Raw genomic sequence first — 24,829 nt, 5'->3', positions numbered from 1 at the left:
ATGAAAGAGAGGTTAATATCGCAAGCCATTAATGTATTAGATGAAAATTTTCAACCAGGAGGATTTACAATTCCGTGTAAGGGGTTGTATCCTTTTCAATGGAAATGGGATAGTGGTTTTATAGCTATAGGTCAGGCTTATTATGACGTATCAAAGGCAAAGCAAGAAATAGCAACTTTGTTAGACGCACAATGGGATAATGGTTTTATACCACACATTGTTTTTCATAACGAAAGCGATACCTACTTTCCTGGAGCAGATGTACACAGGTCTGATTTAAGTCCTGTATCATCAAAAAAATACAAATCTACAGGAATGACGCAACCTCCTGTAACAGGTTTTGTGCTAGAAGAAATGTACAGAATAGCAAAAGACAAAGAAGATATGTTTGGCTATATTAAGAGCCAAATAGATAAGGTTTATGACAATCATAAATATTTTTATGAAAATAGAGATGTAAATGATGAAGGCTTGGTATTTATTTACCACAATTGGGAGTCAGGTACAGATAACTCTCCTATTTGGGATGATATTTGGGAAACTATGAATCCGCCAGAGTATACTTTTGAACGTAGAGATACTACACATGTAGATGCCTCACAAAGACCAAGTAAAAGAGAGTATGACCATTACTTGTACATTATAGAAATAGCAAAAGAAAACAACTATAATGATGCTAAAATAGCAGAGTTATCTCCTTTTTTAGTAATAGACCCATTGTTTAATGCTATGTTAATAAAGTCTAACCAGGCATTAATTAACTTGTATACACTTATAGGTGATAATGATGATAAAATAGCACAACTTGTAAAATGGCAAGTAAAAAGTATAAAAGGATTTAATAAAAAACTTTGGGATAAAGAATTGGGTGCGTATGTGCATTATGATTTAAGAAAAAATAAGCCTATAAGTTTTGTAACATCATCATCTTTTTCGCCATTGTATGCTAATATACCAAGTAAAGAAAGAGCAGATATATTGGTAAATACAATGATGACAAAGTTTGGAGGAGAAGACAAATACTTATGTGCTTCTTTTGATCCAGAAAGCGATCGTTTTGATCCTAAAAAATACTGGAGAGGTCCTGTTTGGATTAATATGAACTGGATTTTATTTAATGGATTAAAAAATTACGAATACAATAATATTGCAGAGCGCGTAAAAGAAGACTCAATAGAACTTATTGAAAAATATGGTTTTTACGAGTACTTTAACTGTAAAAAAGGAACTGAAAATGCAGGGTATGGAGGAGATAATTTTTCATGGAGTGCTGCACTGCTTATAGATTTTTTAAATAATTAATTAAACAGAGTATGAACTATATAGACTATGCAATTGTTGGGCTTTACCTTTTTGGTTTCTTGGCAATGGGCTATTTTTTTAAGGAAAACAAAGATTCTAGCGATTACTTTTTAGGAGGTAAAAGCTTAGGGTGGTTTCCTTTAAGCCTATCTACTATGGCCACACAATTGTCTGCTATTAGTTTTATATCTGCACCTGCTTTTGTAGGTTTAAAATTAGGAGGAGGGATGAAATGGTTAACATTTGAATTTGCTGTTCCCCTTGCAATGATTTTTATAATGGTCATTATAGTCCCTCCTTTATTTAGATCTGGAGTGGTAAGTATATATGAGTTTGTAGAAAGGCGTTTCCATTCTTCTACTCGTATGATTTTAAGTGTTGTTTTTTTAATAAGTAGAGCGTTAGCCACTGGTGTAATGGTGTATACCATTTCTATAATATTACAAGCCGTATTAGATATAGATTATGTATACACTGTATTAATTATAAGTGTAATAACCATAATATATTCATGGCAAGGTGGTATGAAAGCTGTTGTGTGGGGAGATGCCATACAAATGATAATTCTTTTTGTAGGTTTAATTGTGTGCCTATTTTATGGTTGGTCTTTACTAAATACACACGGAGGCATAGGAGAAGGCTTTGCTACAGAAAGGCTACAGGTAGTAGATTTTAATTGGGGCATAGGAGAAGGGCAAGAGTATGGCTTATGGCCAATGTTAATAGGTGGTTTTTTTCTGTATGCGTCTTACTATGGGTGCGACCAAACACAGGCACAACGCTTACTATCTGCTAAAGATGAAGGTACAATACGTAAATTGTTACTGGCTAACGGTTTATTGCGTTTTCCTGTTGTGTTATTGTACTGTACAATTGGTTTAGTAGTGGGTACGTTAGTAATAAAAGCTCCAGACTTTTTTAATGATATTGCGGTAATGACAGAAAAGTATTTCCCAGCAGAATATGCCGCTTCTGGTGCCAAAGCAGATTTAATGATACCTATTTTTATTACCAAATATTTACCCCACGGGTTAATTGGTTTGTTAATGGTGGGAATACTTTCTGCAGCAATGTCTACTTTAAGTTCTACAGTAAACTCTTTGTCTGCTGTAACAGTTGAGGATTTTTTTAAAAGAGGCAATAAAAAAATATCATCAAAAAAATACATGTTAGTTTCTAAAATGTCAGTAGTCTTTTGGGGATTGGTATGTATGGCTAGCTCATTTTTATTTGGAGGTAGTAAAAGTGCAGTAATAGAAATTATTAATGCAATTGGATCTGTTTTTTACGGACCAGTTTTGGTTACTTTTTTATTAGCTATGTTTTCTAAAAAAGTAAATTATAAAGGTATAAATGCAGGTATTTTAATAGGTGTTTTGGTAAATCTTATTTTTTCTAAAACAATGCAAAATATTGTAGGTATAGATCTAGGAATACATATTTTTTGGATTTGGTTAAACTTTACTGGGGTATTACTCACATTAAGTATTAGTTATTTGGTAAGTTACCTAACAGGGTGGCAAAAAAGCAATACTGGTTTACTAATAAATGTATTCCCTAAAAAGTCAGATTTTTTAATAAAAGAAGTATACATATTATTAGGCTTTTTTGTCCTAATACTAATTTTAAGTTTTTTAATCCCCCATATATATAGTTAGTATGAATTATTTAGTTATTCCAGACAAGTTTAAGGGCTCACTTACTGCTAACGAGGTAATAAAATCTATTACTAATGGTTTGCAACGAGTAGACAAATCATCTTCTGTTAAATCAATTTTAGCATCAGATGGTGGCGATGGTTTTTTAGAAGCTGTTGCCTGTAAAATTATGGTGCAAAAAATATATGTAGACACCGTAAATCCATTAGGAGATAAATTAAGAGCATATTATTTATTAAATAAAGATACCAAAACAGCTTACGTAGAGTTAGCAAAAGCATCTGGTTTAGAGTTGTTAAAAGCAAAAGAACGTAGTGCTAAAAATACATCTACCTTTGGTACAGGTTTACTTATAAAAGATGCCATTAAAAAAGGAGCTACAAATATTTATATAGGTTTAGGGGGTAGTGCAAGTACAGATGCTGGTATGGGTTTGGCTGCAGCACTAGGGTACTCTTTTGTAAATGAAGATGGTATGTTGCTTAACCCAATAGGAGACAACTTGTCTAAAGTTTTTAAAATAGAACGTAATGCCACGGTTACAATATTAAACCGAATAAAATTTTATGCTGTAAATGATGTAGACAATCCGTTGTTTGGAGAAAATGGTGCAGCTAAAGTGTATGCAAAGCAAAAAGGAGCAACAGAAAAAGATATAGAAAGCTTAGATAAAGGTTTAGAGTATTTTAACTCGGTTATTAAGCATTCTTTGTTATTAGATCATTCATTTGTTCCAGGTGCAGGAGCTGCTGGTGGTACTGCTTACGGATTAAAAACATTTTTTAATGCAGAGTTTATTAGTGGAATTAAATTTTTGTTAGAGTTGGCAGAGGTTCCTAAAATATTAAAAAGTAATAAAATAGATTATATAGTTACTGGAGAAGGTAAAATTGACAGTCAAACTAACAATGGTAAATTAGTAAAAGGAGTGGTAGATTTGGCAAACCAATATAATATTCCGGTAGTAGCTATTTGTGGCAAATTAGATGCCAATGAGGCAGACTTAAATGTTATGGGGTTAAATAATGTTTTGGAAATTTACAATCCTAAAAAGGGTGTAAATTATAGTATTAATAATGCGGCTAAACTTGTAGAAGACGGTATCTTCAATTTTTTTTCTGCCAGTAGGCGAAAAACACAAAAAAAAGTTAAGGTAAGTAATATCTTTACAAAATTTAATATATTTTAAGAGTTGTTGTAGGTTTTTTAGGTTTTTATTAAGAAGGATAGTTTTTGATAAAATTACATTTGCTTTTATCAAACTAAGCTAAACTTACATGAAATTATTTTTATCGCTAGTAGTAATGCTAACCACATTAACTAGTTATTCTCAATCAAAACAACAACCATTTACTGTTACAGGTACTATTATTACAGCAGATAATAACCAACCACTAGAATCTGCAACTGTTTATTTACAAAGAGTAAAAGATAGTTCTTTAGTTACTTATACAATTACAGATCAAAAAGGAGCATTTACATTAGAGGGTAAAACCTATGATGCTACTTTAAATATGTTTATTTCTTATATAGGCTACAAAACTTATACTAATAAAATTACAGTAGCAAAAAACAAAATTAATTTAGGGCAAATTAATTTGCAACCAGATGAAAATTTGTTAGATGAGGTAATTGTCAAGGCTACAGCACCAGTAACTGTAAAAAAAGACACCTTAGAGTTTAATGTCAATTCTTTTAAAACAAAAAAGGATGCCAATGTAGAAGATTTGTTAAAAAAATTACCAGGTGTAGAGGTAGATGAAAATGGTAAAATTACAATAAATGGTAATGATGTTAGTAATATTTACGTAAACGGAAAACCTTTTTTTGGTGACGATCCTACAATTACTACTCGTAATTTAACTAAAGATCTTATAGAAAAAGTACAGATTACAGATACTAAAACAAAATCGCAAGCATTTACAGGTGAGGAGTCTGAGTCTGATGCTAAAACAATTAATCTAACAATTAAAGAAGAAAAAAACAAAGGAGTTTTTGGTAAAGCTTCTGCTGGTGGCGGTACAGATGAACGGTACGAAGCAGCTGCAATGGTAAATCTTTTTGATAACGAACAAAGATTAAGCTTACTCTTTGGCGGTAATAACATTAATTCTGCTGGTTTTAGTTTTGGAGATTTAAGCAATATGTTTAGTGTTGTTGGCGGCGGCGGAGCAGGTAGTGGAATAACAACTTCTAAAAATGCCGGATTAAATTATACTGATAAGCTAAATGATAAAGTAGATATTTCTGCAGATTACTTTTATAAAGAAAGTAATACTGAGAATGATAATTCAAGTCAGCGTGAAAATATTTTGCCAGACTCTAGGTATTTTACTGATTCTAGATCTAACTCTGTGGTAGATAACTATGAACATGATGCTAATTTAGAATTAGAAGTTGAGTTAGACTCAACACTTCGTATAGATTTTGAACCGACTTTTACTTACGGAAAAAATACAAGTTCATACACAAGTATGGAGGAATCTAGAAATGATGATAATTTTGTTACCAATGAGTCAGCTTCTAATTCTTTTTCTGAAGGCACAACTAATAATTTTAGAAATGATTTAGATATTACTAAAAAATTAGGGTCTAAGGGTTCTTTTATTCGTGTGAGTGTTACTAATGGAATTAGAGAAGCTAACACAGAAAACTTTCTTAATTCACAAACAGAAATATATGGTGATAATGCAGAATCTATTAGCAGAGACCAATATACAGATGGAGAGCAAAAAACAACAACCTTTAATACAGGACTTACTTATAGAATTCCGTTAATAAAGGAAGAACTTTCTTTGGATCTTAAATATGATTATAGGTCCGATAAAGACGAAGATGTAAAAAGTACTTTTGATTTAGATAACACATCACAACAATTTACCAATTTTAATGAAGCTTTAAGTACAGATTTTGAGTATAAAAATTACAGAAGCACTTCTGGTTTACGTATAAATTACAAAAAAGATAAATTAAGGCTAAACTTTGGAGGTAGTTATATTTATAGAACATTAGAGAATAAAGATGCGTTAAGACCAGAACTTAACTTAAAGCGTAATTTTGAAGCCTTAGAGTTGTATTCTAGATTTACGTATAGGTTTAGTCCTAAATCCAGAATATTTGCTCGTTACTCTTTAGATAATAATACGCCAAGTTTAAACCAATTACAACCTTTTGAAAATGTTAGTGACCCATTAAATACCGTAGTTGGTAATCCTAGTTTAGAGCCAACAACTACTCATAGGTTAAATTTAGGTTTTGGCAATCACAATTTTCAAAAAGGATTAACAATATGGTCTTATGCTAGTTTAAATTTTGATAAAAACCAAGTAGTTGCTAAAACAACTATTAATGATGACTTTGTACGAAGAACAACGTATGCCAATGTAAATGGTGGCTACAGCGCAAGGGGTAATGTTTTTGCAAGCAAAACAAAAAGGTTAGATACTTTAAGAACATTAAAATTTGGAGTAGGATTTTTTGGTAACGTTAATAAGTCTATTAATTTTAATAATGACGTTAAATATAGTGCAACAAATACCTCATTAAACCCTTCTATAGAGCTTACGTTTAATTGGAAAGATGTTATGGAGATTATACCTAGATATTCAATATCTTTTACAGAGAATAAGTTCGATTTAGATCAGTTTAATAATCAAGATTTTAAATATCAAACTCTAGGTATAAGAACAGCTACTTTTGTGCCTAAAAAATTAGAATGGCGTAATGATGTTAACTATACATATAATCCAAATGTAGGGCCAGGTTTTCAAAAAAGTGCTTGGTTCTGGAATACAACTTTAGCGTATTCTATTTTAAAAGACAATGGTACAATATCAATAAAAGCGTATGATTTGCTTAACCAAAACACTAATGCAAGGCGTATAGCAACGGGCAATTATATACAAGATAGTCAGAGTACAGTATTGCAACGTTATTTTATGTTAACCTTTAGTTGGAAATTTAATAGCCTTGGAAGTGGTAATATGCCACAACAAAAAGGAAGAAGAGGGTCTTACCGTCACTACAGATAAAAGAAATAAAAGAATAGTAGCGTATAAAAAAACTCCCCTAGCTTAATAGAAGTTAAGGGAGTTTTTTTTATTTTTTAAGTTTGGTTACCAACCTCCAGAAGCACCACCGCCACCAAAGCCACCGCCACCAAAGCCGCCGCCAAAACCTCCTGTGCTGCCTCCACCAAAGCTTCCGCCTCCGCCAAAGCCACCAGATGATCCTCCACGGCCAAGATTACTTAGTATAATTATATCTAACAAGTCTATTCCTGTAGACCTGTTACCACCGTTATTACCGCCGTTGTTTCTTTTTTTATTTATCAATATTAAAATGATAATAAAGAAAACAATAAATGGCAAAAAAGATTCTAATCGAAATTTAGTAAGGTTTCTATCTTCTTTAAATTCACCTTTTAAAGCACTAAAAATGGCGTCTGCGCCATAGTTTAAGCCGTTATAATAGCTACCAGACTTAAACTCGGGTATAATTACATTATTAATAATTTGGTGTGCTGTAATGTCTGGTAATCTACCCTCTACACCGTAACCAGTGTTTATGGCTATTTTTCTGTCATTTTTAGCCAATAATATTAAAATACCGTTGTCTTTTCCTTTTTGGCCAAGACCCCATTTTTGTCCCCATTGTGCCCCTAAAAAGGTGATATTTTCACCTTCTGTACTAGGTATTATAGCAATAACTATTTGTGTAGATGTGCTATCAGAATAGCTAATAAGTTTACGCTCTAAGCTACTTTTTTCTGTATCAGATAAAAGCTTTGCATAGTCATATACACTAGTTTGTAGCTTGGGTTTTTCTGGTATTTTATATTGAGCTAAAGTAAAATTAGCAACAAATAAGATTAATAAAAATAAACTATCCTTTAGATATTTCATTGCTAAGTTCATTGGTGTCTGTATGTAACCAAGGAAAATGAGTTTCTAACTCTTTTCCGGCTTTTAATACACCATTAATAATTCCTTGTTTAAAATTTCCTTTAGTAAATTCAGCCTGTATGGCATCTTTGGTTGTATTCCAAAAATCTTTAGGTACGGCATTATTTATACCTTTATCGCCATATATAACAAATTTTTTGTCAAGTACAGCAATGTAAAGTAATACGCCATTTTCTGCTTTAGTATTATCCATTTTTAAAAAATGAAACACTTCTTGAGCTCTTTTGTAATGGTCTATTTTACTTGTAGCTTCAATATGCACTCTTATTTCACCAGAAGTATTTTTTTCTGCAGAAATAATAGCATTAACAATTTCTTGTTCTTCCGCTGTGGTTAGAAAATCTTCAACCTTAGACATAGTGTTGTTTATTTAAAATCAAAACTTGCATCTGGTGCTTTTTCTGATCCTTCATCAGCACTAAATAATGCCATAGGTTCAAAATTAGCTATTGCAGCAATAATATTTGTAGGTATTTTTTTTATATGGATATTGTAGTCACCAGCTATGTCATTAAACCTATTGCGTTCTACATTAATTCTGTTTTCTGTGCCTTCTATTTGTGCTTGTAATTCTAAAAAGTTTTTATTAGCTTTTAAATCAGGATAACGTTCTACAGAAACCAGTAATTTGCTAAGCGCACCAGTTAAACCGCTTTGCACTTTACTAAATTGCGCTATCTGTTCTGGTGTCATATTAGAAGGGTCTATGTTTATAGACGTTGCTTTAGCTCTTGCATTTATAACACCAGTTAAAGTGCTTTTTTCAAAATCTGCTGCACCTTGTACTGTTTTTACTAAGTTGCCAATAAGGTCATTTCTTCTTTGGTAAGAGCTTTCTACATTTGCCCATTGTTTAACCGCTTGTCCTTTCATTTCTACTAACTCATTATTTGCGCTAACGTACCAACCACCTAGGGCTAGTAACAATACAACAAAAACGGCAAGTACAATTAATAATTTTTTCATAGTTAAGTTTTTTAGTGTTTAGTTTATAGGTAATTAATGGTTATAATTGATCTTTAATTTTTAGAAGCTCTGATTTTACATTTTCTAATTTTGTAATAATATCAAAATTAGAAAGTGTTTTTTTCTTTTCTTCTTTAAGGTGTGTTTTTGCACCATCTAAAGTAAAGCCTCTTTCTTTAACTAAGTGATAAATTAGCTGCAAGTTTTTAATGTCTTGCGGTGTAAATTTACGGTTGCCCTTAGCGTTTTTTTTTGGTTTTAAAACATCAAACTCCTTTTCCCAAAAACGTATTAAAGACGTATTCACGTTAAAAGCTTTGGCAACTTCGCCAATACTATAATATCTTTTTTCTGGAAGCTCTATATGCATTAATCCAATGATTGATTTTCTTGAGTTGCGTGTTTTAATAAGTTTTCAAACTCTAGAGCAGAAAGGTTACCGTAGTAAAAGTTAATAGGGTTAATTCTGTCACCATCTTTCCAAACTTCATAATGTAAGTGTGGAGCTTCAGACCTACCTGTACTGCCAACAAAGCCAATAAGGTCTCCTCTTTTTACTTTTTGTCCAGCAGTAACATTGTATTTGCTTAAGTGTGCATAAAGTGTTAGGTAGCCATAACCGTGATCTATACGTATGTGTTTACCGTAACCAGTAGAGCTGGCGTCTGCTCTTGTAACTGTACCATTACCAGAGGCATATATTGGTGTTCCTCTAGGAGATGTAAAGTCCATACCCCAATGCATTTTACGAACTTTGGTGAAGGGGTCAGACCTCCAGCCATAACCAGATGCCATACGTGTTAGGTCTTCGTTACTTATAGGTTGTATGGCAGGTATTGCTTCTAAAAACTTTTCTTTTTCTTCAGCAAGTTTGGTAATTTCATCTAAAGACTTAGACTGTATTACCATTTGTTTTTGTATAATTTCTAAACGTTTAGTAGCATCAATAATCATATCAGAATTATTAAAACCTTCTAAAGATTTGTATCTATTTACACCGCCAAAACCAGCGCGTCTTTGTTCTTCTGGTATTGGGTTAGCTTCAAAATATAAGCGATAAATGTTATTGTCTCTATCTTCTATATTGGCTAAAACTTGTTCCATTTGCTCCATTTTTTTGTTAAGCAACTCAAACTGAAACTCGTAATTATGCAACTCTCTTTGTAAAGATAGCTCTTTAGGTGTGTTCACTAAATTGGTATTTAATAGGAGTAATAAACCTAAAAAACCCAATATAGCAGCACCAATAAACATTAACGCTACATTGCGAAACTTTTTAGACTTTTTATGCTCTATCTTTCTGTAAGATAGGGTGTCTGGATCATAATAATATTTAACTTGAGACATAAAGGGAATTTATCCTATTTTTGCATTTTTAATTTATCAAAACAAACAAATATAAAAATTGTTTTGCAGAAATAGTTAATTTTATAAAAAGCTTACCATTTCAGAGTGGTATAAGCCATATAATTATGTGTTATTTGCGTTAAATATAATGCTTTTTACAAAACTATAGCAGCCAATTAAATTTACAAACATAGCAACGGATGAAATCTCAAGAAATAAGATCTCAGTTTTTAGAATTTTTTAAGAATAAAACACATAAAATTGTTTCTTCTGCCCCAATGGTCATTAAAGATGATCCTACTTTAATGTTTACTAATGCTGGTATGAACCAGTTTAAAGAATTTTTTCTTGGAAATACCGAAGCAAAAAACACAAGGGTAGTAGATACCCAAAAATGTTTGCGTGTTAGTGGTAAGCATAACGATTTAGAAGAGGTTGGTAAAGATACTTACCACCATACTATGTTTGAGATGTTGGGGAACTGGAGTTTTGGAGATTATTTTAAAGAAGACGCTATCTCTTGGGCTTGGGAACTGCTAACAAAGGTTTTTAAAATAGATGAGTCTAGCTTGTATGTTACCGTTTTTGAGGGTAGTAAAGACAAGGATAATTTAGAAATGGACCAAGAGGCGCTAGATTTATGGAAAAAAATTATTCCAGAATCTCAAATTCTTTTTGGTAATAAAAAAGATAACTTTTGGGAAATGGGAGATCAGGGGCCTTGCGGACCTTGTTCAGAAATACACGTAGATATTAGATCTGCAGAAGAAAAAGCAAAAGTTTCTGGTGCAGAATTGGTAAATATGGATCACCCACAGGTTGTAGAAATATGGAATCTTGTATTTATGCAGTACAACCGTAAAGCAAACGGAGAATTAGAAAACTTACCTGCTAAACACGTAGATACAGGAATGGGGTTTGAGCGTTTGTGTATGGTAATGCAAGGTGTACAGTCTAACTATGATACTGATGTTTTTACGCCTATAATTAGAGAAATAGAAACAATTACCAACGCAGAATACAATAAAAACGAAGATACTAATATTGCAATACGCGTTATTGCAGACCATATTAGAGCTGTTGCTTTTTCTATAGCAGATGGTCAGTTGCCAAGTAATACTGGTGCTGGTTATGTAATACGTAGAATTTTAAGAAGGGCTATACGTTACGGATTTACGTTTTTAAATACCAAAGAACCATTTATGTATAGGTTAGTAAATGTATTAACCAATACAATGGGTGATGCTTTTCCTGAGCTTAAAGAACAAAAACAACTTATTGAAAATGTAGTAAAGGAAGAAGAGCATTCTTTTTTAAAGACACTAGACCAAGGCTTGGTATTATTAGACAGTGTTATTAATAGTGCGTCTTCTAAAACTATTGATGGCAGAAAAGCATTTGAATTGTATGATACATATGGTTTTCCTATAGATTTAACCGCTCTTATTTTAAGTGAGCGTGGTTATACGTTAGATGAAAAAGGTTTTGATGCAGCAATGCAAGAACAAAAAAACAGATCTAGGTCTGCTTCTGAGGTTTCTAAAGAAGATTGGGAAGTGCTTTTACAAGATGCAGAACAAGAGTTTGTTGGTTATGATGTATTAGAAACTAATGTGCGTTTAGTTAAATACAGAAAAGTAACCTCTAAAAAAGAAGGTAAACAATACCAGTTGGTGTTTAATATTACTCCATTTTATGCAGAAGGAGGCGGACAAGTAGGTGATAAAGGGTATTTAGAAGCACAAAACGGAGATGTTGTTTACATATTAGATACTAAAAAAGAGAATAACGAGATTATTCACTTTGCAAAGAATTTACCAAAAAATACTACAGATATTTTTAAGGCTGTTGTAGATGTAAAACAACGCCAAAGAACGGCAAGTAACCATACTGCTACACATTTACTACACCAAGCATTAAGAGAAGTTTTAGGTACACACGTAGAGCAAAAAGGTTCTGCTGTACACTCTAAATATTTACGTTTTGATTTTTCTCACTTTTCTAAAGTAACTACAGAGCAACTAAAAGAGGTTGAGGATTTTGTAAATGCAAGAATAGAAGGTAATTTACCATTAGAAGAAAAACGTAACATACCAATGCAAGAAGCTTTAGATGCTGGTGCAATGGCTTTGTTTGGAGAGAAATACGGAGATACGGTTAGGCTTATACGTTTTGGGCAGTCGGTAGAACTTTGTGGTGGTACGCACGTACAAAACACAGGAGATATTTGGCACTTTAAAATTAAGTCTGAAGGTGCAGTTGCCTCTGGAATACGTAGAATAGAAGCTATTACTTCTGATGCTGTTAAAGATTTTTATGCAGATAATAATGAGGTGTTAACAGATATAAAAGAAGTTTTAAACAATGCTAAAGACCCTGTAAAAGCTGTAGTTTCTTTACAAGAAGAGAATAACAAACTTAAAAAGGAGATAGAGCAACTATTAAAAGATAAGGCTAAAAACTTAAAGGGCGATTTGCTTAACGAGTTACAAGATGTAAATGGCGTGCAATTTTTGGCTAAAAAGGTGGATTTAGATCCTGCAGGTATAAAAGACTTGTGTTTTAATATGGGAGCTAATGCTACTAATATGTTCTTGCTTTTTGGAGCAGAAAATAATGGTAAAGCAACCTTGTCTTGTTACATATCTAAAGAACTGGCTGCAGAAAAAGATTTAAATGCAGGTGCAATTGTACGTGAATTAGGTAAGTATATTCAAGGTGGCGGTGGCGGACAACCGTTTTTTGCTACAGCAGGTGGTAAAAACCCAGGAGGTATTGCAGAAGCCTTAGATAAAGCAATAGCATATATTAAATAACAACAGTGTATGAAACTACAAACTAAAGTACCACTTAAGCCAAGTACGTTTCAAATAAACTATTCTAACAAATTATTGTTGTTAGGTTCTTGTTTTGCAGAACATATAGGTAATAAATTTTCCTATTATAAAATGCAAGCTGTAACCAACCCGTTTGGGGTGTTATTTCATCCACAGGCAATAACACAGCTGGTTAAAAATGCTGTTTTAGAAGAAAAATACACAGAAAAAGATATCTTTAATCAAAATGAGCGTTGGCATAGTTTCAATGCTCATTCTGTTTTAAGTACACCCTCAAAACAAAAACTAGTACAAAATTTAAATGCAGCAGTTGCAGAAACTAGGCAGGTTTTAACTAATGCTACACACATTGTAGTTACCTTGGGAACGGCTTGGGTGTACAAACATTTAGAATTAAATAAAGTAGTTGCTAACTGCCATAAAGTTCCGCAGAAAGCTTTTAATAAGCAATTGTTAACAGTTACAGAAATAGAGGCTAGTTTACAAGAGCTTATATCATTAGTAAAAAGTGTAAATACTAATGCTAAATTTATTTTTACGGTGTCTCCTGTTAGGCATATTAAAGATGGTTTTGTAGAAAATCAGCGTAGTAAATCTCATTTGCTAACCGCTGTGCATAATACCATAGAATTAGAAAAAAACAGGGGTGATGCTTTTTATTTTCCTAGTTATGAAATTATGATGGATGAATTGCGTGATTATCGTTTTTATAAAGAAGATATGGTGCACCCAAGCAAATTAGCGGTAGATTATATTTGGGAAAAGTTTAGTGATGTATGGTTAACTAAAAAGGCCTTAGAAACTACTGTAAAAGTTGGCGCTGTACAAAGAGGTTTGGAGCATAGACCTTTTAATTCGGAGTCAGAGGAGCATCAGAAGTTTTTAAAAAACATTCAAGAAAAAATTACGTATCTTCAAAAAGAATATCCTTTTATTTCGTTTTAATTATGAAGAGAATCCTTGTAGGAATTATTATTGTTTTAGTGGCTTTACTTGTATTTAAAACTTGTTCAGATAAAAAAGAAGAACAATCTATTTTACAAGAAAACTCAATGTTAATACAGCAGCAAATACAAAATGTATCTAAGCTTGTAGTAACCGAGGGTCACTTTGCAGAAGTATATAATTATAAAGATTCTCAGCAGCTTTTTGGACCGCTAATTACAGCAGAAAAAAAAGCGTTGGTTGTAGTTAATGCAGATGTTACTGTTGCTTATGATTTAAGTAAAATTGTTTTTAAGGTAGATGAAGAAAACAAAATATTACAAATTACAAGCATTCCGGAACCAGAAGTAAAAATAAGTCCAGATTATGAGTATTATGATGTTACGGCCGATTTTTTAAATCAGTTTGATGCTAATGATTATAATAAAATAAAGAAAAGCGTTAAAGCATCACTACTTAAAAAAGTTGAAAATTCTACCTTAAAAACAAATGCGCAAAACAGACTTTTAAGTGAGCTGTCTAAGTTCTATGTACTAACAAATTCTTTGGGTTGGACATTGAAATATAATGACAACCCAATTAATGAAATTGAAGAATTAAAAGCTATAAAAGAGCTAGAGTTGCAGTAAATTATACAACCAAACTTTTATCTACCAACTCTAATCCGTCATCAATTAAATGCCCAACTTTAGGGTTGTTTTGTTTTACAGTCTCTAGGTGTTCAATAATTTCTACTGCAAAATCATCATCGTTATTAGATTTGGCTAATTCATACAATTCTACAGGGAGCAACCAATCTGTTGGGTAGTTGTTTTTTACCTCTTGAAACACTTTATTTCTAGAAATTGTAATATTAGTACCTTCTCTAAACTCACGTACTTGTTTGTATAAGTTTTCTAGCTGTGTTTTAGCTTCTGTTTGTTTAGGCTTTATTGTTTCTTCGGTAATGCTGTGTGTAATTAAATCAAAACTATGCAAATCTGCTGGTCCGTTAAAAGCAGAAACAATTTTCTCGCCCACAGCCATATGGTACAATCCCCATTCTGGTTTAAATAATATAGTTTCATCCTGCGTAACCGTACAGTTTTCAAAAGTTATAAGTACAATTTCACCTTTAAGGTTACGTGTGCCAGTTATAATGCTTCCTTTAACCTTAATACCGCCAACAAATTCTAAAGTAATGGTTTGTCCTTCAAAAATATTATATGCTTTTAAGTCGCGCGGACTCATATCTTCTATGGCCAAGTTAATACCTTTTAGCTTGCCAATAGGAGAGCCAAAACCATCTGAGTGGTGTTTTGTACTGTGGCCAACTAATTCTTTTTCTCTGTAAGATAAAGCAGTTTTACCAGTAGTTTGTATGTAACTAGGTTTTCCTTTATGTGTAAGTACATTTGTAAATACACCAGATATTTGTAGGCCTGTACTAAGTTCTACAGTTCCTAAAGCTTTAGAGTCTATAAGTTTGTTTACACCATCTAAACCACCAGTGCGTAGTGCCATTGTGTTAGCAAATTCTTCTAAAACCTGACTTAAATAGGCAAAGTCTGGTGTTACAAAAAGCTGAGGTTGTGGCTGTGTAATGTCAAAAGACTTATGAGCTGCTTCAATAGAGTAGTTTAGTTTTTTAACTTGGTCTGTCATACACCAAGCACTTTCACCAATAGAAGAAAGCAAGCCTGCACCATAAATTTTAGGGTTATCTGTAGTGCCAATTAGGCCATATTCTACAGTCCACCAGTGTAAATTACGAATTAACGCCATTTCACTAGGTTCTCCCATATTTTGTTGCAAGTCTTCAACGTGTTTTTCTGCTTTTTCTATTTCTTCTTCATCAGAGTCAGCAGCCTCTTTTATAATAGATAAATGCCTAACAGCTTCATACAATTCATAATCTTTTCCACTAGAAATTGCTTTGCATCCTATTTCTCCAAATCGTCTTAAATACTCGGCGTATTCAGGATTTGCTATAATAGGAGCGTGGCCAGCACCTTCATGAATAATGTCTGGTGCAGGTGTGTATTCTATATTTTCTAATTGTCTTATGTCAGATGCAATAACCAGTACATTGTAAGCTTGGAACTCCATAAAAGCAGAAGGAGGTATAAAACCGTCTACTGCAACAGCAGCCCAACCTATTTCTTGTAAAATACGGTTCATACCGTACATATTAGGAATGTTTTCTATAGAAATGCCTGTCTTTTTTAAACCATCTAAGTAAGATGTGTGTGCAACTTTACTTAAATAATCTACATTTTTACGCATAACATAACGCCAAACAGCTTGATTAATTGGAGTGTAATCCTCATAATTTTGCGGTTTTATGTATTGCTTTAAATGCGTTGGTAGTTTATCTAATATATAATTGCTTGTGTAAGACATTGCACGTTATGTTAGGTATTTACTAATAGGCAATAAAGATACAAAATTGGAAAATAATGTACGTTTTTATTTAGCTCTAATGTGTAATTATAACGTGAAACAATTTTTTAGTGCAAAGCAAAAAAAAACCGCTATTAGTAGCGGTTTTGATTTTTTAGTTAGATGCAATTGCTGGCGGATATGCTTCTAGTATTTGAGAAACAAACTCTTTGATGCGTTGTTCCTTTTTTTCTATGTTATTTGTATTGTTTAATGTGCCAATACCGCGGCCTTGCCAAACTAGTTCCTTATTTTTAGCATCAATTAAGTCTATATATAAAGATCCTTCTGTACTGGTAGAAACATTGCTTCTGTTAAAGCCATTGCCAAAATAGTAAGGATTCCAACCCCAACCAAAGCCACCGCCCCAGTAATTATTGTAAATATCTACGCGTTCTTTTTCTTTAGTAAAAATACTAACCAAGATATCAGGAGTACTAGATTTTACAAAACCTCTAGAACTCATTTCAGCATCAATAGCCTTTAGAATTCTTTTTTTGTCTAAGTCAGATATTTGCGCCTTATCTATACCTGTTTTATAAAAAGCATACGTTTTATAAGTATTAAAGTTTGCTTCTTTATCATAGTCAGACAAAACACGTACAGAGGTACAAGAACTAAATAGTACCAATGCAAATATTGGTGCCAGTGCCATTTTTAATGCTTTCATATTTTTTGATGTTTTAGTTTAGGTTTAATATCACAAAAATTGTGCCGTTACTTTGTAATTGCTTGTTTTTGAGCAAATTTTAAGATTTTTTTCTGCTATTTGTTTTGGCATTATAGCCATAGGGACAATGCCTACATCCACTTTCACAACAATAACCTCTTCTTTTATGGTATTGCTCTGTAAATACTCTGTAGCCTTCTTCAGATAAATAATAGTCGCCTTCTATGGGTTGAAGAATTTTTTTCATACTTGTAAAATTACGAGTTTTTAAGTTAAGTATATAAATACACAATTGTTAAAAGTTAAAAATAGTTGGTAGTCGGTGTTTTATAGTTTTTAATCGTTTTAAGTCTTAAAAATGGTATAGTTTCTGTACTAAGTTGTTAAATTTGAAATTGTTAATTAATAAGTGCGTATGATTTTAGTTTCAAAACTCTTCTTTAGAAAAAATTATGTAGGCCTATCTTTGTGGCCTTTTATAATTTTAAAGAGTGATGCGCTAAGAGATGATGACTCTTTAATTAATCATGAAAAAATACACTTAAGGCAACAGCTAGAACTTTTAGTTTTGCCTTTTTATATAGTGTATTTATTTGAGTTTTTAATACGTTGTTTGTTTTATTGGGATAGTTATAGGGCTTATCAAAATCTTAGTTTTGAGCGTGAAGCCTATTTTAATGAAGATAATCCTAATTATTTAAATGAACGTAAACCCTTCAGTTTTATTAAATATCTTTGGCGCTGAAAATTATAAAACGTGAAAGTTTTAAATCAGCAAGTAGATTTACCTATTTTATCAGAAAAAAAGATATCACTCTATATTAAAAGAGAAGATACGCTACATCCTTTTATTTCTGGAAACAAGTACAGAAAACTAAAGTACAATTTACAGCACGTTAAGCAAGTAAAAGCACAAACTATAGTAACCTTTGGCGGTGCATTCTCTAACCATATAGCTGCTACGGCCTATGCAGGAAAAGAGAACAGTATTAAAACTGTTGGTGTTATTAGAGGTGAGGAGCTTGCAGATAAGTGGCAACAAAATCCAACCTTAGCTTTTGCTAAAGAAAACGGAATGGAGTTTAAGTTTGTAAGCAGACAAACTTATAGAGAAAAAAATACACCAGAATTTTTAAGCGCTGTAAAAAGAGATTATCCTAATAGTTTTATTTTGCCAGAAGGTGGTGCCAATGAGTTGGCTGTACAAGGTTGTGAAGAAATTTTAACTCCAAAAGATACTATGTTTAACGTAATTTGTAGTGCCGTTGGTACTGGAGGTACTATAGCAGGTATTATAAATGCAAGTAATGCAAGCCAAAGAGTTTTGGGTTTTCCTGCGTTAAAAGGTGATTTTTTAAAAGAAGATATTTGTAAATTTGCCAATAATGCAAATTGGGAGCTTATAAATAGTTATAATTTTGGGGGTTATGCCAAAGTAACATCAGAATTAATAAATTTTATAAACTCTTTTAAAGCAACAACCAATATACCTTTAGACCCTGTATATACAGGTAAAATGCTTTTTGGTATTTTAGATCTGGTACAAAAAAATTATTTTGCACCTAGCACTAAAATTGTGGCAATACACACAGGAGGATTACAAGGTATAAAAGGAATGAATAGTTTATTAGTTAAGAAAAAATTACCACTTATAAATGAATAAAAATACACCTAAAAATAGTTTAAGATTAGTTTATAAGACGTTCTTGTTAGTACTACTTGTTTCTTACACTAGTTGTAAATCAAAAAGAAGCGTAACCAGACAATCACATAAAAAAGTATCTACGGTTTCGCCAAAAAATAATACCAATAAGGGTAATGCTCCTTATGCTTTGCCTAAAGATGAAGGGCATTTTGTAAGTTTTGCCATAGAAAATACAGAAGATTACATAAATACATTTGCAGCTATAGCACAAGATGAAATGAAAGCTTACGGTATACCTGCAAGCATTACAATAGCACAGGGTATTTTAGAAAGTGGTTCTGGTAAAGGAGAATTGGCTCGTAAAACCAACAATCATTTTGGAATTAAATGTCATACAGGTTGGGAAGGTGATTTTGATTATCATGATGATGATGAAAAAGGAGAATGTTTTAGAAAATACAACCACCCTATGTACTCTTTTAGAGATCATAGTTTGTTTTTAACAACAAGGGGTAGGTATTCTTCTTTGTTTGATTTACATATTAATGATTATAAAGGCTGGGCAAAAGGTTTGCGTAAGGCAGGTTATGCTACAGATCCTAAATACCCACAAAAACTAATATATTTAATTGAAAAATACAAGCTTCATAAGTTTGATGGCAAGCATAAAGCAGTGCGTACAGCTCCAAAAGAATATGTTGTAAAAAAGCACAAGGTAGAAGCAGGAGAAACCCTGTACGCTATATCTAGAATGTATTTTATGGGTGTGCCAGAATTAATGAAGTTAAATAATTTAAAAAATACAAACCTACGCATAGGTCAAGAACTTATTGTAAAATATACTAAAAATTAAATCTTAAAAATGATTTATAAAAGAAGCAGTGCTTTATTTAATGAAGCAAAAAAATATATTCCTGGAGGGGTAAACTCACCTGTAAGAGCCTTTAACGCTGTTGGCGGAGAACCTATTTTTGTTAAGGAAGCAAAAGGCGCTTATTTATATGATGAAGACGGAAACAAAATTATAGATTATATAGCATCTTGGGGACCATTAATTTTAGGTCACGCTTATGATCCTGTAATTAACGCAGTAATAGAAAAAGCTAAAAAAGGAACTTCTTTTGGAATGCCAACAGAAATAGAGACAGAGTTAGCTAAACTAGCAGTTTCTATGGTTCCAAATATAGATAAAATTAGATTTGTAAACAGCGGCACAGAAGCTTGTATGAGTGCTGTACGCTTGGCAAGAGGCTTTACGGGTAAAGATAAAATTATAAAGTTTGCTGGTTGTTACCACGGTCATTCAGATTCGTTTTTAATACAAGCGGGTAGTGGTGCGGTAACTTTTGGTAGTCCTAATAGTCCGGGTGTAACACAAGGTACAGCCAAAGATACATTGTTGGCTAATTATAACGATTTAGCAAATGTAACATCATTGGTAGAGGCAAATAAAGGCGAAATAGCAGCTATTATAATAGAGCCTGTTGCAGGTAATATGGGCTGTATAATACCGTCTAAAGAATTTATAACAGGTTTAAGAGAGCTGTGTACAAAAGAAGGTATTTTGCTAATTTTTGATGAGGTTATGACTGGCTTTCGTTTAGGAAGAGGTGGGGCACAAGAAATTTTAGGTATAGATGCTGATATTGTAACGTTTGGAAAAGTTATTGGAGGTGGTTTACCTGTAGGTGCTTTTGCAGCTCGTAATGAAATTATGGATTATCTAGCGCCAAATGGTCCCGTATACCAAGCGGGTACGTTAAGTGGTAATCCTTTAGCAATGAGCGCAGGTTTGGCTATGTTAACAGAGTTAAATAACAATCCAGATATATTTAGAAGTTTAGCAGATAAAACAGAGTATTTACACAAAGGATTAAAAAAGGCTTTGGATAAAAAAGGAATTGCATACCAAATAAATAGGTTTGGAAGTATGATTTCTGTTCACTTTACAGATGAACCTGTTGTAGATTTTGCTACTTCTGCAAAAGGGAATAATGATACATTTAAAAAGTATTTTCACGGAATGTTAAGTAAAGGGGTGTATTTGCCACCTAGTGCTTTTGAAAGTTATTTTTTAAACGATGCATTATCATATAAAGATTTAGATGATACCATTGCTGCTCTTGAAGACTTAGAGCTGTAATAAATTAAAGCATATAAAAAAAAGGAGCCGTTAATGGCTCCTTTTTTGTTTTAAGACTTCATAGTCTTATTCTTTTTCATCATCATTTGTCTCCTGTGCATTTTTCTTTTTTCAGGAGAATGAGATTTTCTTTTGTGCATTTTACTCCACTGTGCATATTGGTCTTTAGATAAAATTTTCTCTAAAGCTTTCTTTTGAGCAATTTGATGGTCCAATTTTTCATTTTCCATTGCAAATCTTTCTTCAGAAGTTAATTTTTTGTCAGCTTCTTTTTTTGCTTTTCTTTTTTCCATCTTTTCTTTGAAAAATTTTGCATTTTCTAAATTCAATTTTTCAATTTTTGATTGTTGATCTTCAGATAAATCTAAAGCAAGGGTCATTTTTTTGGTTTGTAAAATGGCCATTTGTTCTGGAGTAAATTTTGCCATTCTGTGCATAGCTCTTTTGCTATCCTTTCTCTTATGCATTTTGTGTTTTGCATCTTTAGAATTCTCCTTACTTTCTTGTGCTGATATAGTTAAAACGCTTAGCATTAAAACCATTACAAATGTTATTTTTTTCATATTACTATTTTTAATTGTTTGTTATTTTGACAATCATTTTTATAAATAGTTTAATCTGTAGTTGTTTTTTAGGAGCATTTTAACATTAAAAATAGGTCAAAAAAAAAGTCTGAAACCATAAAGTTTCAGACTTTTTCTGTATTATAAAATACGTTTACTCTTCTTCAGATAACTGTACAATTAAGTCGTTACTGTTTGTGTTCTCTTCAATATTTTGAAGCTCTACCGTGTTGTTATTTTCCTCTAAAACGTTTTCGTTGTCAACTTGCAAATAAGCAAAAATTGCAACAACTAAACAAGAAAAATAAACTAAGCTTTTAAGTTTGTATGACATAAGATTTGGGGTTTTTATATCGGTTCTATATCAAAGATACCTAGGTTAATTAATTTATTATAACTCTTGTTGTGTAACAACCATTTTTTAGTTGTGAAACACTTATTTTTTGTTGTTTGTTACCTGCAATATATTAAAAAAAATGAATAAACAAGATAAAATGCATAATTTTATAGATGAAATACACACTTATTTGTAGTTTTTATTCCAGTTTGTTGTAAAGTTGTTGTGTAAATGTGGTAAACTGTAGTGTGTTGTTGTTAAGTATATTACATAAAAAAGGCTGTAATGTACTATACATTACAGCCTTTAACTTAAAAGGTATTTTTTTTTATTTAGGATCTAAAATTGCTTCTATTCTTTCTTGTATATCTTTTAAGTGTGCTCTTCTAATACCAGAAGAATTTGCGGCAGCAGATTTTACAGAACGTACTAACGTTTGCAATTCAGCTCTTACTACAGCTCTAATATCAGACTGACTAACATTTACGGCAGTACCAAATCTAGAAGCTTTTGGATCTTCTGTCATTAAATATTCCATACGGTCCACATAGGCACGTTGTAAATTACGTCTGTAGGTGTCTATAGATCTTCCTGTGCTTAACTCTTTCCAAATACCTTTTCTAACATCAGACATCATTGTGGTTAGGTTGTAAGCTTTAGAGCCATTTAATGCTTCATTTTCAATCATACGGGCCATTCTGCCTGTATTTAATAGATTGTTTAATGTTCTAGACTGTGTACTTCTAATGCGTTCTACAGCTCCAGCATTTTCAATTTTGTTTAAAATATTATTATCTATTAGCCAAGTAGGTGTAGAAAACAATTGTTTGTGTAAAAATTGCACTGCTCTTTTTTGTTTTTCTTTTGGTACGTGCGTGTATACAGCACCTTCTTGGTCGTATGTTTTGTAGTTTTCATAAACACCACCAACATTGTTAGATACGTGCCCCATATACCTGTTGTATTGTCCTAAAACTTGTCCGTATAGCTCATCTAAATCATCATAAGACTTGCCGTCTTCTGCTGTCCATTTAATTAAGTTAGGAACAATTCTTTTTAAGTTAGCAATACCATAGTCACTAGCTTTCATAGCATCATCACCTAAATCTTCGGTTTGTGAGCTTGGGTCTATTACACTAAATTGTTGTTTTCCAAAACGGTAAAGAGGATCACCAGCGTGCTTTAAAATCCAGCTATCTAAAGTTTTCTTTTCTTCCTTAGCAGATTTATCTAAAATAGGACGGTAACCCCAGCTAATAGAATATTTATCATAAACACCAATGTTAGGCATTAATGCAACACCTTCATCACCAGGCTGTGCTACGTAGTTAAAACGTGCATAATCCATAATAGATGGTGCTGTACCATATTTTTTAGTAAAAGAAGCAGAGCGTAAAGAGTCTACAGGGTATGCAACACTACTTCCCATATTATGAGGTAAACCTAAGGTATGGCCAACTTCATGAGAAGATACAAAACGTATTAATCTACCCATAACCTCAGTTTTAAACTCAACACCTCTTGCATCTGGGTTAATAGCTGCAGTTTGTACAAAGAACCAGTTACGTAATAAAGTCATTACATTGTGGTACCAGTTAATATCAGATTCTAAAATTTCTCCAGTTCTAGGGTCACTTACGTGAGGACCATTTGCGTTTGGAATAGGAGAAGCTAAATACCTAACAACAGAATATCTAACATCCTCTGCAGACCATTCTGGATCTTCTTCTGGAGTAGGAGGCGTTTTAGCAACAATTGCATTTTTAAAGCCTGCAGCTTCAAAAGCAACTTGCCAATCTTCTATACCTTGCTTAATAAAAGGTACCCATTCTTCTGGTGTAGCTCTGTCTATGTAATAAACTATTTGCTTTTTAGGTTCTACAAGTTCACCTCTTTTAAACTTTTCTACATCTTCATCTTTAACTTCTAGTCTCCAACGATCTAAATAGGTAACAGATTTGCTTTTTTGAGCATCCAAACCATAATCTACTTGGCTACGAGCAAACCAACCTACACGTTCATCAAAATAACGTCTTTTCATTGGGTTGTTAGGAAGTAAAATCATAGAGTTATTTATCTCTATTGTAATAGATCCTAAAGCTGAGTTAGATGGTGGGTTGCCAGCAAAGTATGTTTTAACGTGTCTAGCTTCAATATTTAACGGGTAACTTTTTACGCTTTCAATATAACTTCTACTATCATCTAAACGGCTAACTTTATATTGCTTTCTGTTGCGTTCTGGCAAACCTAGAGTTTTAACGTCTTTCTGAAAAAAGTCATTTATTTGTATAACTGTAGTAGGGTTTAGAGAATCTTTTTTTAGCGCTTTAATATCAAAAGAATATAAAACTGGCTCTAAATTAGAGTTCATTACGGCTTCATGTACAGGAAGTTTTTCATCTGCAACAATGTTTGTAGACATAATACGTAGAAGAACTTTTTTATCTTTTTTCTCCCAACGTAGCATTTGAGTGTTAATTTTTCCACCGCCAAAACCTAATCCGGTTGCTGTTTTTGCTATTCTGCTTACCATTAACATTTCTTTGTTAAACAAAGAGTCAGGAATTTCATAATAACGTTTGTCGTCTACGGTGTGTACGTTAAACAAACCAGTGTCTGTTTTAGCATCTTTTGTAATTACCTTGTTATAAGGTAAAATAGCTCCTTTTTTTGGCTTTGCAGCAGGAGTTTCTGTTTTAGCATTCTTCTTGCTTTTCTTGTTCTTCTTTTTAGATTGAGCTTCTAAATTGGTAAGGGAGCCAAATAGAAAAACAACTAATAGAAGTTTGGTGAGTAAATTTTTAATCATTGTTAGTTTGAGTTAATTTTTTTGAATAAAAACAAATAACCGCAAAAAAATCCTAATTCTATGTTAATAATATCATAACAAAATAGCAGGTGTATTAAAATTGCATTGCATTTATGTTATTGATTTACAGCGATTTAATTTAAAAATTAACATAACTTAACATTTGTTAATTAAATTGCGATTTAATTGTTATTATGTTAAAATTTTGCATTTATTGTAACT

Annotated in this window: 22 protein-coding genes; 11 read left to right on the top strand and 11 right to left on the bottom strand. The window is 32.4% G+C overall.

The features are described from left to right. From CELLY_RS03545 to CELLY_RS03530, 4 genes are all read left to right on the top strand, one after another. On the top strand, positions 1–1,302 hold the full coding sequence (locus tag CELLY_RS03545; RefSeq protein ID WP_034646437.1) for an MGH1-like glycoside hydrolase domain-containing protein: 1,302 nt from the start codon (positions 1–3) through the stop codon (positions 1,300–1,302). Between the two features lie 11 nt (positions 1,303–1,313). After that, positions 1,314–2,960 (top strand): sodium:solute symporter family protein, encoded by a 1,647-nt coding sequence (locus tag CELLY_RS03540; protein ID WP_013620283.1) that lies wholly within the window; start codon positions 1,314–1,316, stop codon positions 2,958–2,960. A 1-nt stretch (position 2,961) separates the two neighbouring features. Then, positions 2,962–4,149, top strand: a complete 1,188-nt coding sequence (locus CELLY_RS03535) for a glycerate kinase (RefSeq protein WP_013620282.1) — start codon at positions 2,962–2,964, stop codon at positions 4,147–4,149. An 88-nt stretch (positions 4,150–4,237) separates the two neighbouring features. Then, positions 4,238–6,991 (top strand): TonB-dependent receptor, encoded by a 2,754-nt coding sequence (locus CELLY_RS03530; protein WP_013620281.1) that lies wholly within the window; start codon positions 4,238–4,240, stop codon positions 6,989–6,991. A gap of 84 nt (positions 6,992–7,075) precedes the next feature. Here the strand turns inward: CELLY_RS03530 and CELLY_RS03525 are convergent, their stop codons facing one another. Genes CELLY_RS03525 through CELLY_RS03505 form a run of 5 tightly spaced genes read right to left on the bottom strand, consistent with a single transcriptional unit; the run spans position 7,076 to position 10,237 of the window. Beyond that, positions 7,076–7,864: a TPM domain-containing protein gene (locus CELLY_RS03525; RefSeq protein ID WP_034646441.1), complete on the bottom strand. Its 789-nt coding sequence runs from the start codon at positions 7,862–7,864 to the stop codon at positions 7,076–7,078. Then, on the bottom strand, positions 7,845–8,282 hold the full coding sequence (locus CELLY_RS03520; RefSeq protein ID WP_013620279.1) for a TPM domain-containing protein: 438 nt from the start codon (positions 8,280–8,282) through the stop codon (positions 7,845–7,847). The genes CELLY_RS03525 and CELLY_RS03520 overlap by 20 nt, the downstream gene beginning before the upstream one ends. Positions 8,283–8,290: 8 nt before the next feature. Beyond that, entirely contained in the window at positions 8,291–8,890 is a 600-nt protein-coding gene (locus CELLY_RS03515; RefSeq protein WP_013620278.1) for a LemA family protein, read from the bottom strand. Positions 8,891–8,930: 40 nt separating this feature from the next. Continuing rightward, on the bottom strand, positions 8,931–9,260 hold the full coding sequence (locus tag CELLY_RS03510) for a MerR family transcriptional regulator (protein WP_013620277.1): 330 nt from the start codon (positions 9,258–9,260) through the stop codon (positions 8,931–8,933). After that, positions 9,260–10,237, bottom strand: a complete 978-nt coding sequence (locus CELLY_RS03505) for a M23 family metallopeptidase (protein WP_013620276.1) — start codon at positions 10,235–10,237, stop codon at positions 9,260–9,262. Before CELLY_RS03505 ends, CELLY_RS03510 begins: the two co-directional genes overlap by 1 nt. Positions 10,238–10,437: 200 nt before the next feature. On the opposite strand from CELLY_RS03505, the gene alaS reads away from it, so the two are divergent. From alaS to CELLY_RS03490, 3 genes are read left to right on the top strand one after another with little or no spacing between them, the layout of a single operon-like run. Then, a complete protein-coding gene (alaS, locus tag CELLY_RS03500; RefSeq protein ID WP_013620275.1) occupies positions 10,438–13,053 on the top strand; it encodes an alanine--tRNA ligase in 2,616 nt (871 codons plus the stop codon). Positions 13,054–13,062: 9 nt separating this feature from the next. Next, positions 13,063–14,019: a GSCFA domain-containing protein gene (locus CELLY_RS03495; protein ID WP_013620274.1), complete on the top strand. Its 957-nt coding sequence runs from the start codon at positions 13,063–13,065 to the stop codon at positions 14,017–14,019. A 2-nt stretch (positions 14,020–14,021) separates the two neighbouring features. Beyond that, positions 14,022–14,648 carry a DUF4230 domain-containing protein gene (locus CELLY_RS03490; RefSeq protein WP_013620273.1) on the top strand — a complete coding sequence of 209 codons (627 nt, stop codon included), beginning with the start codon at positions 14,022–14,024 and terminating at the stop codon, positions 14,646–14,648. Between the two features lies 1 nt (position 14,649). Here the strand turns inward: CELLY_RS03490 and CELLY_RS03485 are convergent, their stop codons facing one another. The 3 genes from CELLY_RS03485 to CELLY_RS17040 form a co-directional block, all read right to left on the bottom strand. Continuing rightward, entirely contained in the window at positions 14,650–16,401 is a 1,752-nt protein-coding gene (locus CELLY_RS03485) for an aromatic amino acid hydroxylase (protein ID WP_013620272.1), read from the bottom strand. A 154-nt stretch (positions 16,402–16,555) separates the two neighbouring features. Continuing rightward, the gene (locus CELLY_RS03480) at positions 16,556–17,110 is read right to left on the bottom strand and encodes a DUF4136 domain-containing protein (RefSeq protein WP_013620271.1); all 555 of its coding nucleotides are present in this window, start codon (positions 17,108–17,110) and stop codon (positions 16,556–16,558) included. Between the two features lie 79 nt (positions 17,111–17,189). Then, on the bottom strand, positions 17,190–17,357 hold the full coding sequence (locus tag CELLY_RS17040) for a C1orf53 family protein (RefSeq protein WP_161633467.1): 168 nt from the start codon (positions 17,355–17,357) through the stop codon (positions 17,190–17,192). A gap of 168 nt (positions 17,358–17,525) precedes the next feature. Here CELLY_RS17040 and CELLY_RS03475 point away from each other — a divergent pair, with 168 nt between their 5' ends. The 4 genes from CELLY_RS03475 to hemL are packed head-to-tail and all read left to right on the top strand — an operon-like array spanning position 17,526 to position 20,898. Further along, positions 17,526–17,855, top strand: a complete 330-nt coding sequence (locus CELLY_RS03475) for a hypothetical protein (protein WP_013620269.1) — start codon at positions 17,526–17,528, stop codon at positions 17,853–17,855. Positions 17,856–17,867: 12 nt separating this feature from the next. Beyond that, the gene (locus CELLY_RS03470; RefSeq protein ID WP_013620268.1) at positions 17,868–18,773 is read left to right on the top strand and encodes a 1-aminocyclopropane-1-carboxylate deaminase/D-cysteine desulfhydrase; all 906 of its coding nucleotides are present in this window, start codon (positions 17,868–17,870) and stop codon (positions 18,771–18,773) included. After that, positions 18,766–19,608: a glucosaminidase domain-containing protein gene (locus tag CELLY_RS03465; protein WP_013620267.1), complete on the top strand. Its 843-nt coding sequence runs from the start codon at positions 18,766–18,768 to the stop codon at positions 19,606–19,608. Before CELLY_RS03470 ends, CELLY_RS03465 begins: the two co-directional genes overlap by 8 nt. Positions 19,609–19,617: 9 nt before the next feature. Next, on the top strand, positions 19,618–20,898 hold the full coding sequence (gene hemL / locus CELLY_RS03460; RefSeq protein ID WP_013620266.1) for a glutamate-1-semialdehyde 2,1-aminomutase: 1,281 nt from the start codon (positions 19,618–19,620) through the stop codon (positions 20,896–20,898). A gap of 50 nt (positions 20,899–20,948) precedes the next feature. Here the strand turns inward: hemL and CELLY_RS03455 are convergent, their stop codons facing one another. From CELLY_RS03455 to CELLY_RS03445, 3 genes are all read right to left on the bottom strand, one after another. Further along, positions 20,949–21,461 (bottom strand): hypothetical protein, encoded by a 513-nt coding sequence (locus CELLY_RS03455; protein ID WP_013620265.1) that lies wholly within the window; start codon positions 21,459–21,461, stop codon positions 20,949–20,951. A gap of 154 nt (positions 21,462–21,615) precedes the next feature. Then, on the bottom strand, positions 21,616–21,795 hold the full coding sequence (locus tag CELLY_RS03450) for a hypothetical protein (protein WP_013620264.1): 180 nt from the start codon (positions 21,793–21,795) through the stop codon (positions 21,616–21,618). Positions 21,796–22,126: 331 nt separating this feature from the next. Continuing rightward, positions 22,127–24,607 (bottom strand): zinc-dependent metalloprotease, encoded by a 2,481-nt coding sequence (locus CELLY_RS03445; protein ID WP_013620263.1) that lies wholly within the window; start codon positions 24,605–24,607, stop codon positions 22,127–22,129. Between the last annotated feature and the right edge of the window lie 222 nt (positions 24,608–24,829).

Origin of the sequence: Cellulophaga lytica DSM 7489 (genome assembly GCF_000190595.1) — a bacterium.
GTDB lineage: Bacteria > Bacteroidota > Bacteroidia > Flavobacteriales > Flavobacteriaceae > Cellulophaga > Cellulophaga lytica.
This window is presented reverse-complemented; position numbering and strand designations above follow the sequence as displayed.

Excerpts from the sequence above, each read along its gene's own strand:
- CELLY_RS03515 (WP_013620278.1), bottom strand. The coding sequence starts at position 8,890 with ATGAAAAAATTATTAATTGTACTTGCCGTTTTTGTTGTATTGTTACTA.
- CELLY_RS03505 (WP_013620276.1), bottom strand. The coding sequence starts at position 10,237 with ATGTCTCAAGTTAAATATTATTATGATCCAGACACCCTATCTTACAGA.
- CELLY_RS03510 (WP_013620277.1), bottom strand. The coding sequence starts at position 9,260 with ATGCATATAGAGCTTCCAGAAAAAAGATATTATAGTATTGGCGAAGTT.
- CELLY_RS03530 (WP_013620281.1), top strand. The coding sequence starts at position 4,238 with ATGAAATTATTTTTATCGCTAGTAGTAATGCTAACCACATTAACTAGT.
- CELLY_RS03540 (WP_013620283.1), top strand. The coding sequence starts at position 1,314 with ATGAACTATATAGACTATGCAATTGTTGGGCTTTACCTTTTTGGTTTC.
- CELLY_RS17040 (WP_161633467.1), bottom strand. The coding sequence starts at position 17,357 with ATGAAAAAAATTCTTCAACCCATAGAAGGCGACTATTATTTATCTGAA.
- CELLY_RS03455 (WP_013620265.1), bottom strand. The coding sequence starts at position 21,461 with ATGAAAAAAATAACATTTGTAATGGTTTTAATGCTAAGCGTTTTAACT.
- CELLY_RS03490 (WP_013620273.1), top strand. The coding sequence starts at position 14,022 with ATGAAGAGAATCCTTGTAGGAATTATTATTGTTTTAGTGGCTTTACTT.
- CELLY_RS03465 (WP_013620267.1), top strand. The coding sequence starts at position 18,766 with ATGAATAAAAATACACCTAAAAATAGTTTAAGATTAGTTTATAAGACG.
- CELLY_RS03520 (WP_013620279.1), bottom strand. The coding sequence starts at position 8,282 with ATGTCTAAGGTTGAAGATTTTCTAACCACAGCGGAAGAACAAGAAATT.
- CELLY_RS03480 (WP_013620271.1), bottom strand. The coding sequence starts at position 17,110 with ATGAAAGCATTAAAAATGGCACTGGCACCAATATTTGCATTGGTACTA.
- CELLY_RS03450 (WP_013620264.1), bottom strand. The coding sequence starts at position 21,795 with ATGTCATACAAACTTAAAAGCTTAGTTTATTTTTCTTGTTTAGTTGTT.
- CELLY_RS03525 (WP_034646441.1), bottom strand. The coding sequence starts at position 7,864 with ATGAAATATCTAAAGGATAGTTTATTTTTATTAATCTTATTTGTTGCT.
- CELLY_RS03445 (WP_013620263.1), bottom strand. The coding sequence starts at position 24,607 with ATGATTAAAAATTTACTCACCAAACTTCTATTAGTTGTTTTTCTATTT.
- CELLY_RS03485 (WP_013620272.1), bottom strand. The coding sequence starts at position 16,401 with ATGTCTTACACAAGCAATTATATATTAGATAAACTACCAACGCATTTA.
- alaS (WP_013620275.1), top strand. The coding sequence starts at position 10,438 with ATGAAATCTCAAGAAATAAGATCTCAGTTTTTAGAATTTTTTAAGAAT.
- hemL (WP_013620266.1), top strand. The coding sequence starts at position 19,618 with ATGATTTATAAAAGAAGCAGTGCTTTATTTAATGAAGCAAAAAAATAT.
- CELLY_RS03535 (WP_013620282.1), top strand. The coding sequence starts at position 2,962 with ATGAATTATTTAGTTATTCCAGACAAGTTTAAGGGCTCACTTACTGCT.
- CELLY_RS03545 (WP_034646437.1), top strand. The coding sequence starts at position 1 with ATGAAAGAGAGGTTAATATCGCAAGCCATTAATGTATTAGATGAAAAT.
- CELLY_RS03475 (WP_013620269.1), top strand. The coding sequence starts at position 17,526 with ATGATTTTAGTTTCAAAACTCTTCTTTAGAAAAAATTATGTAGGCCTA.
- CELLY_RS03495 (WP_013620274.1), top strand. The coding sequence starts at position 13,063 with ATGAAACTACAAACTAAAGTACCACTTAAGCCAAGTACGTTTCAAATA.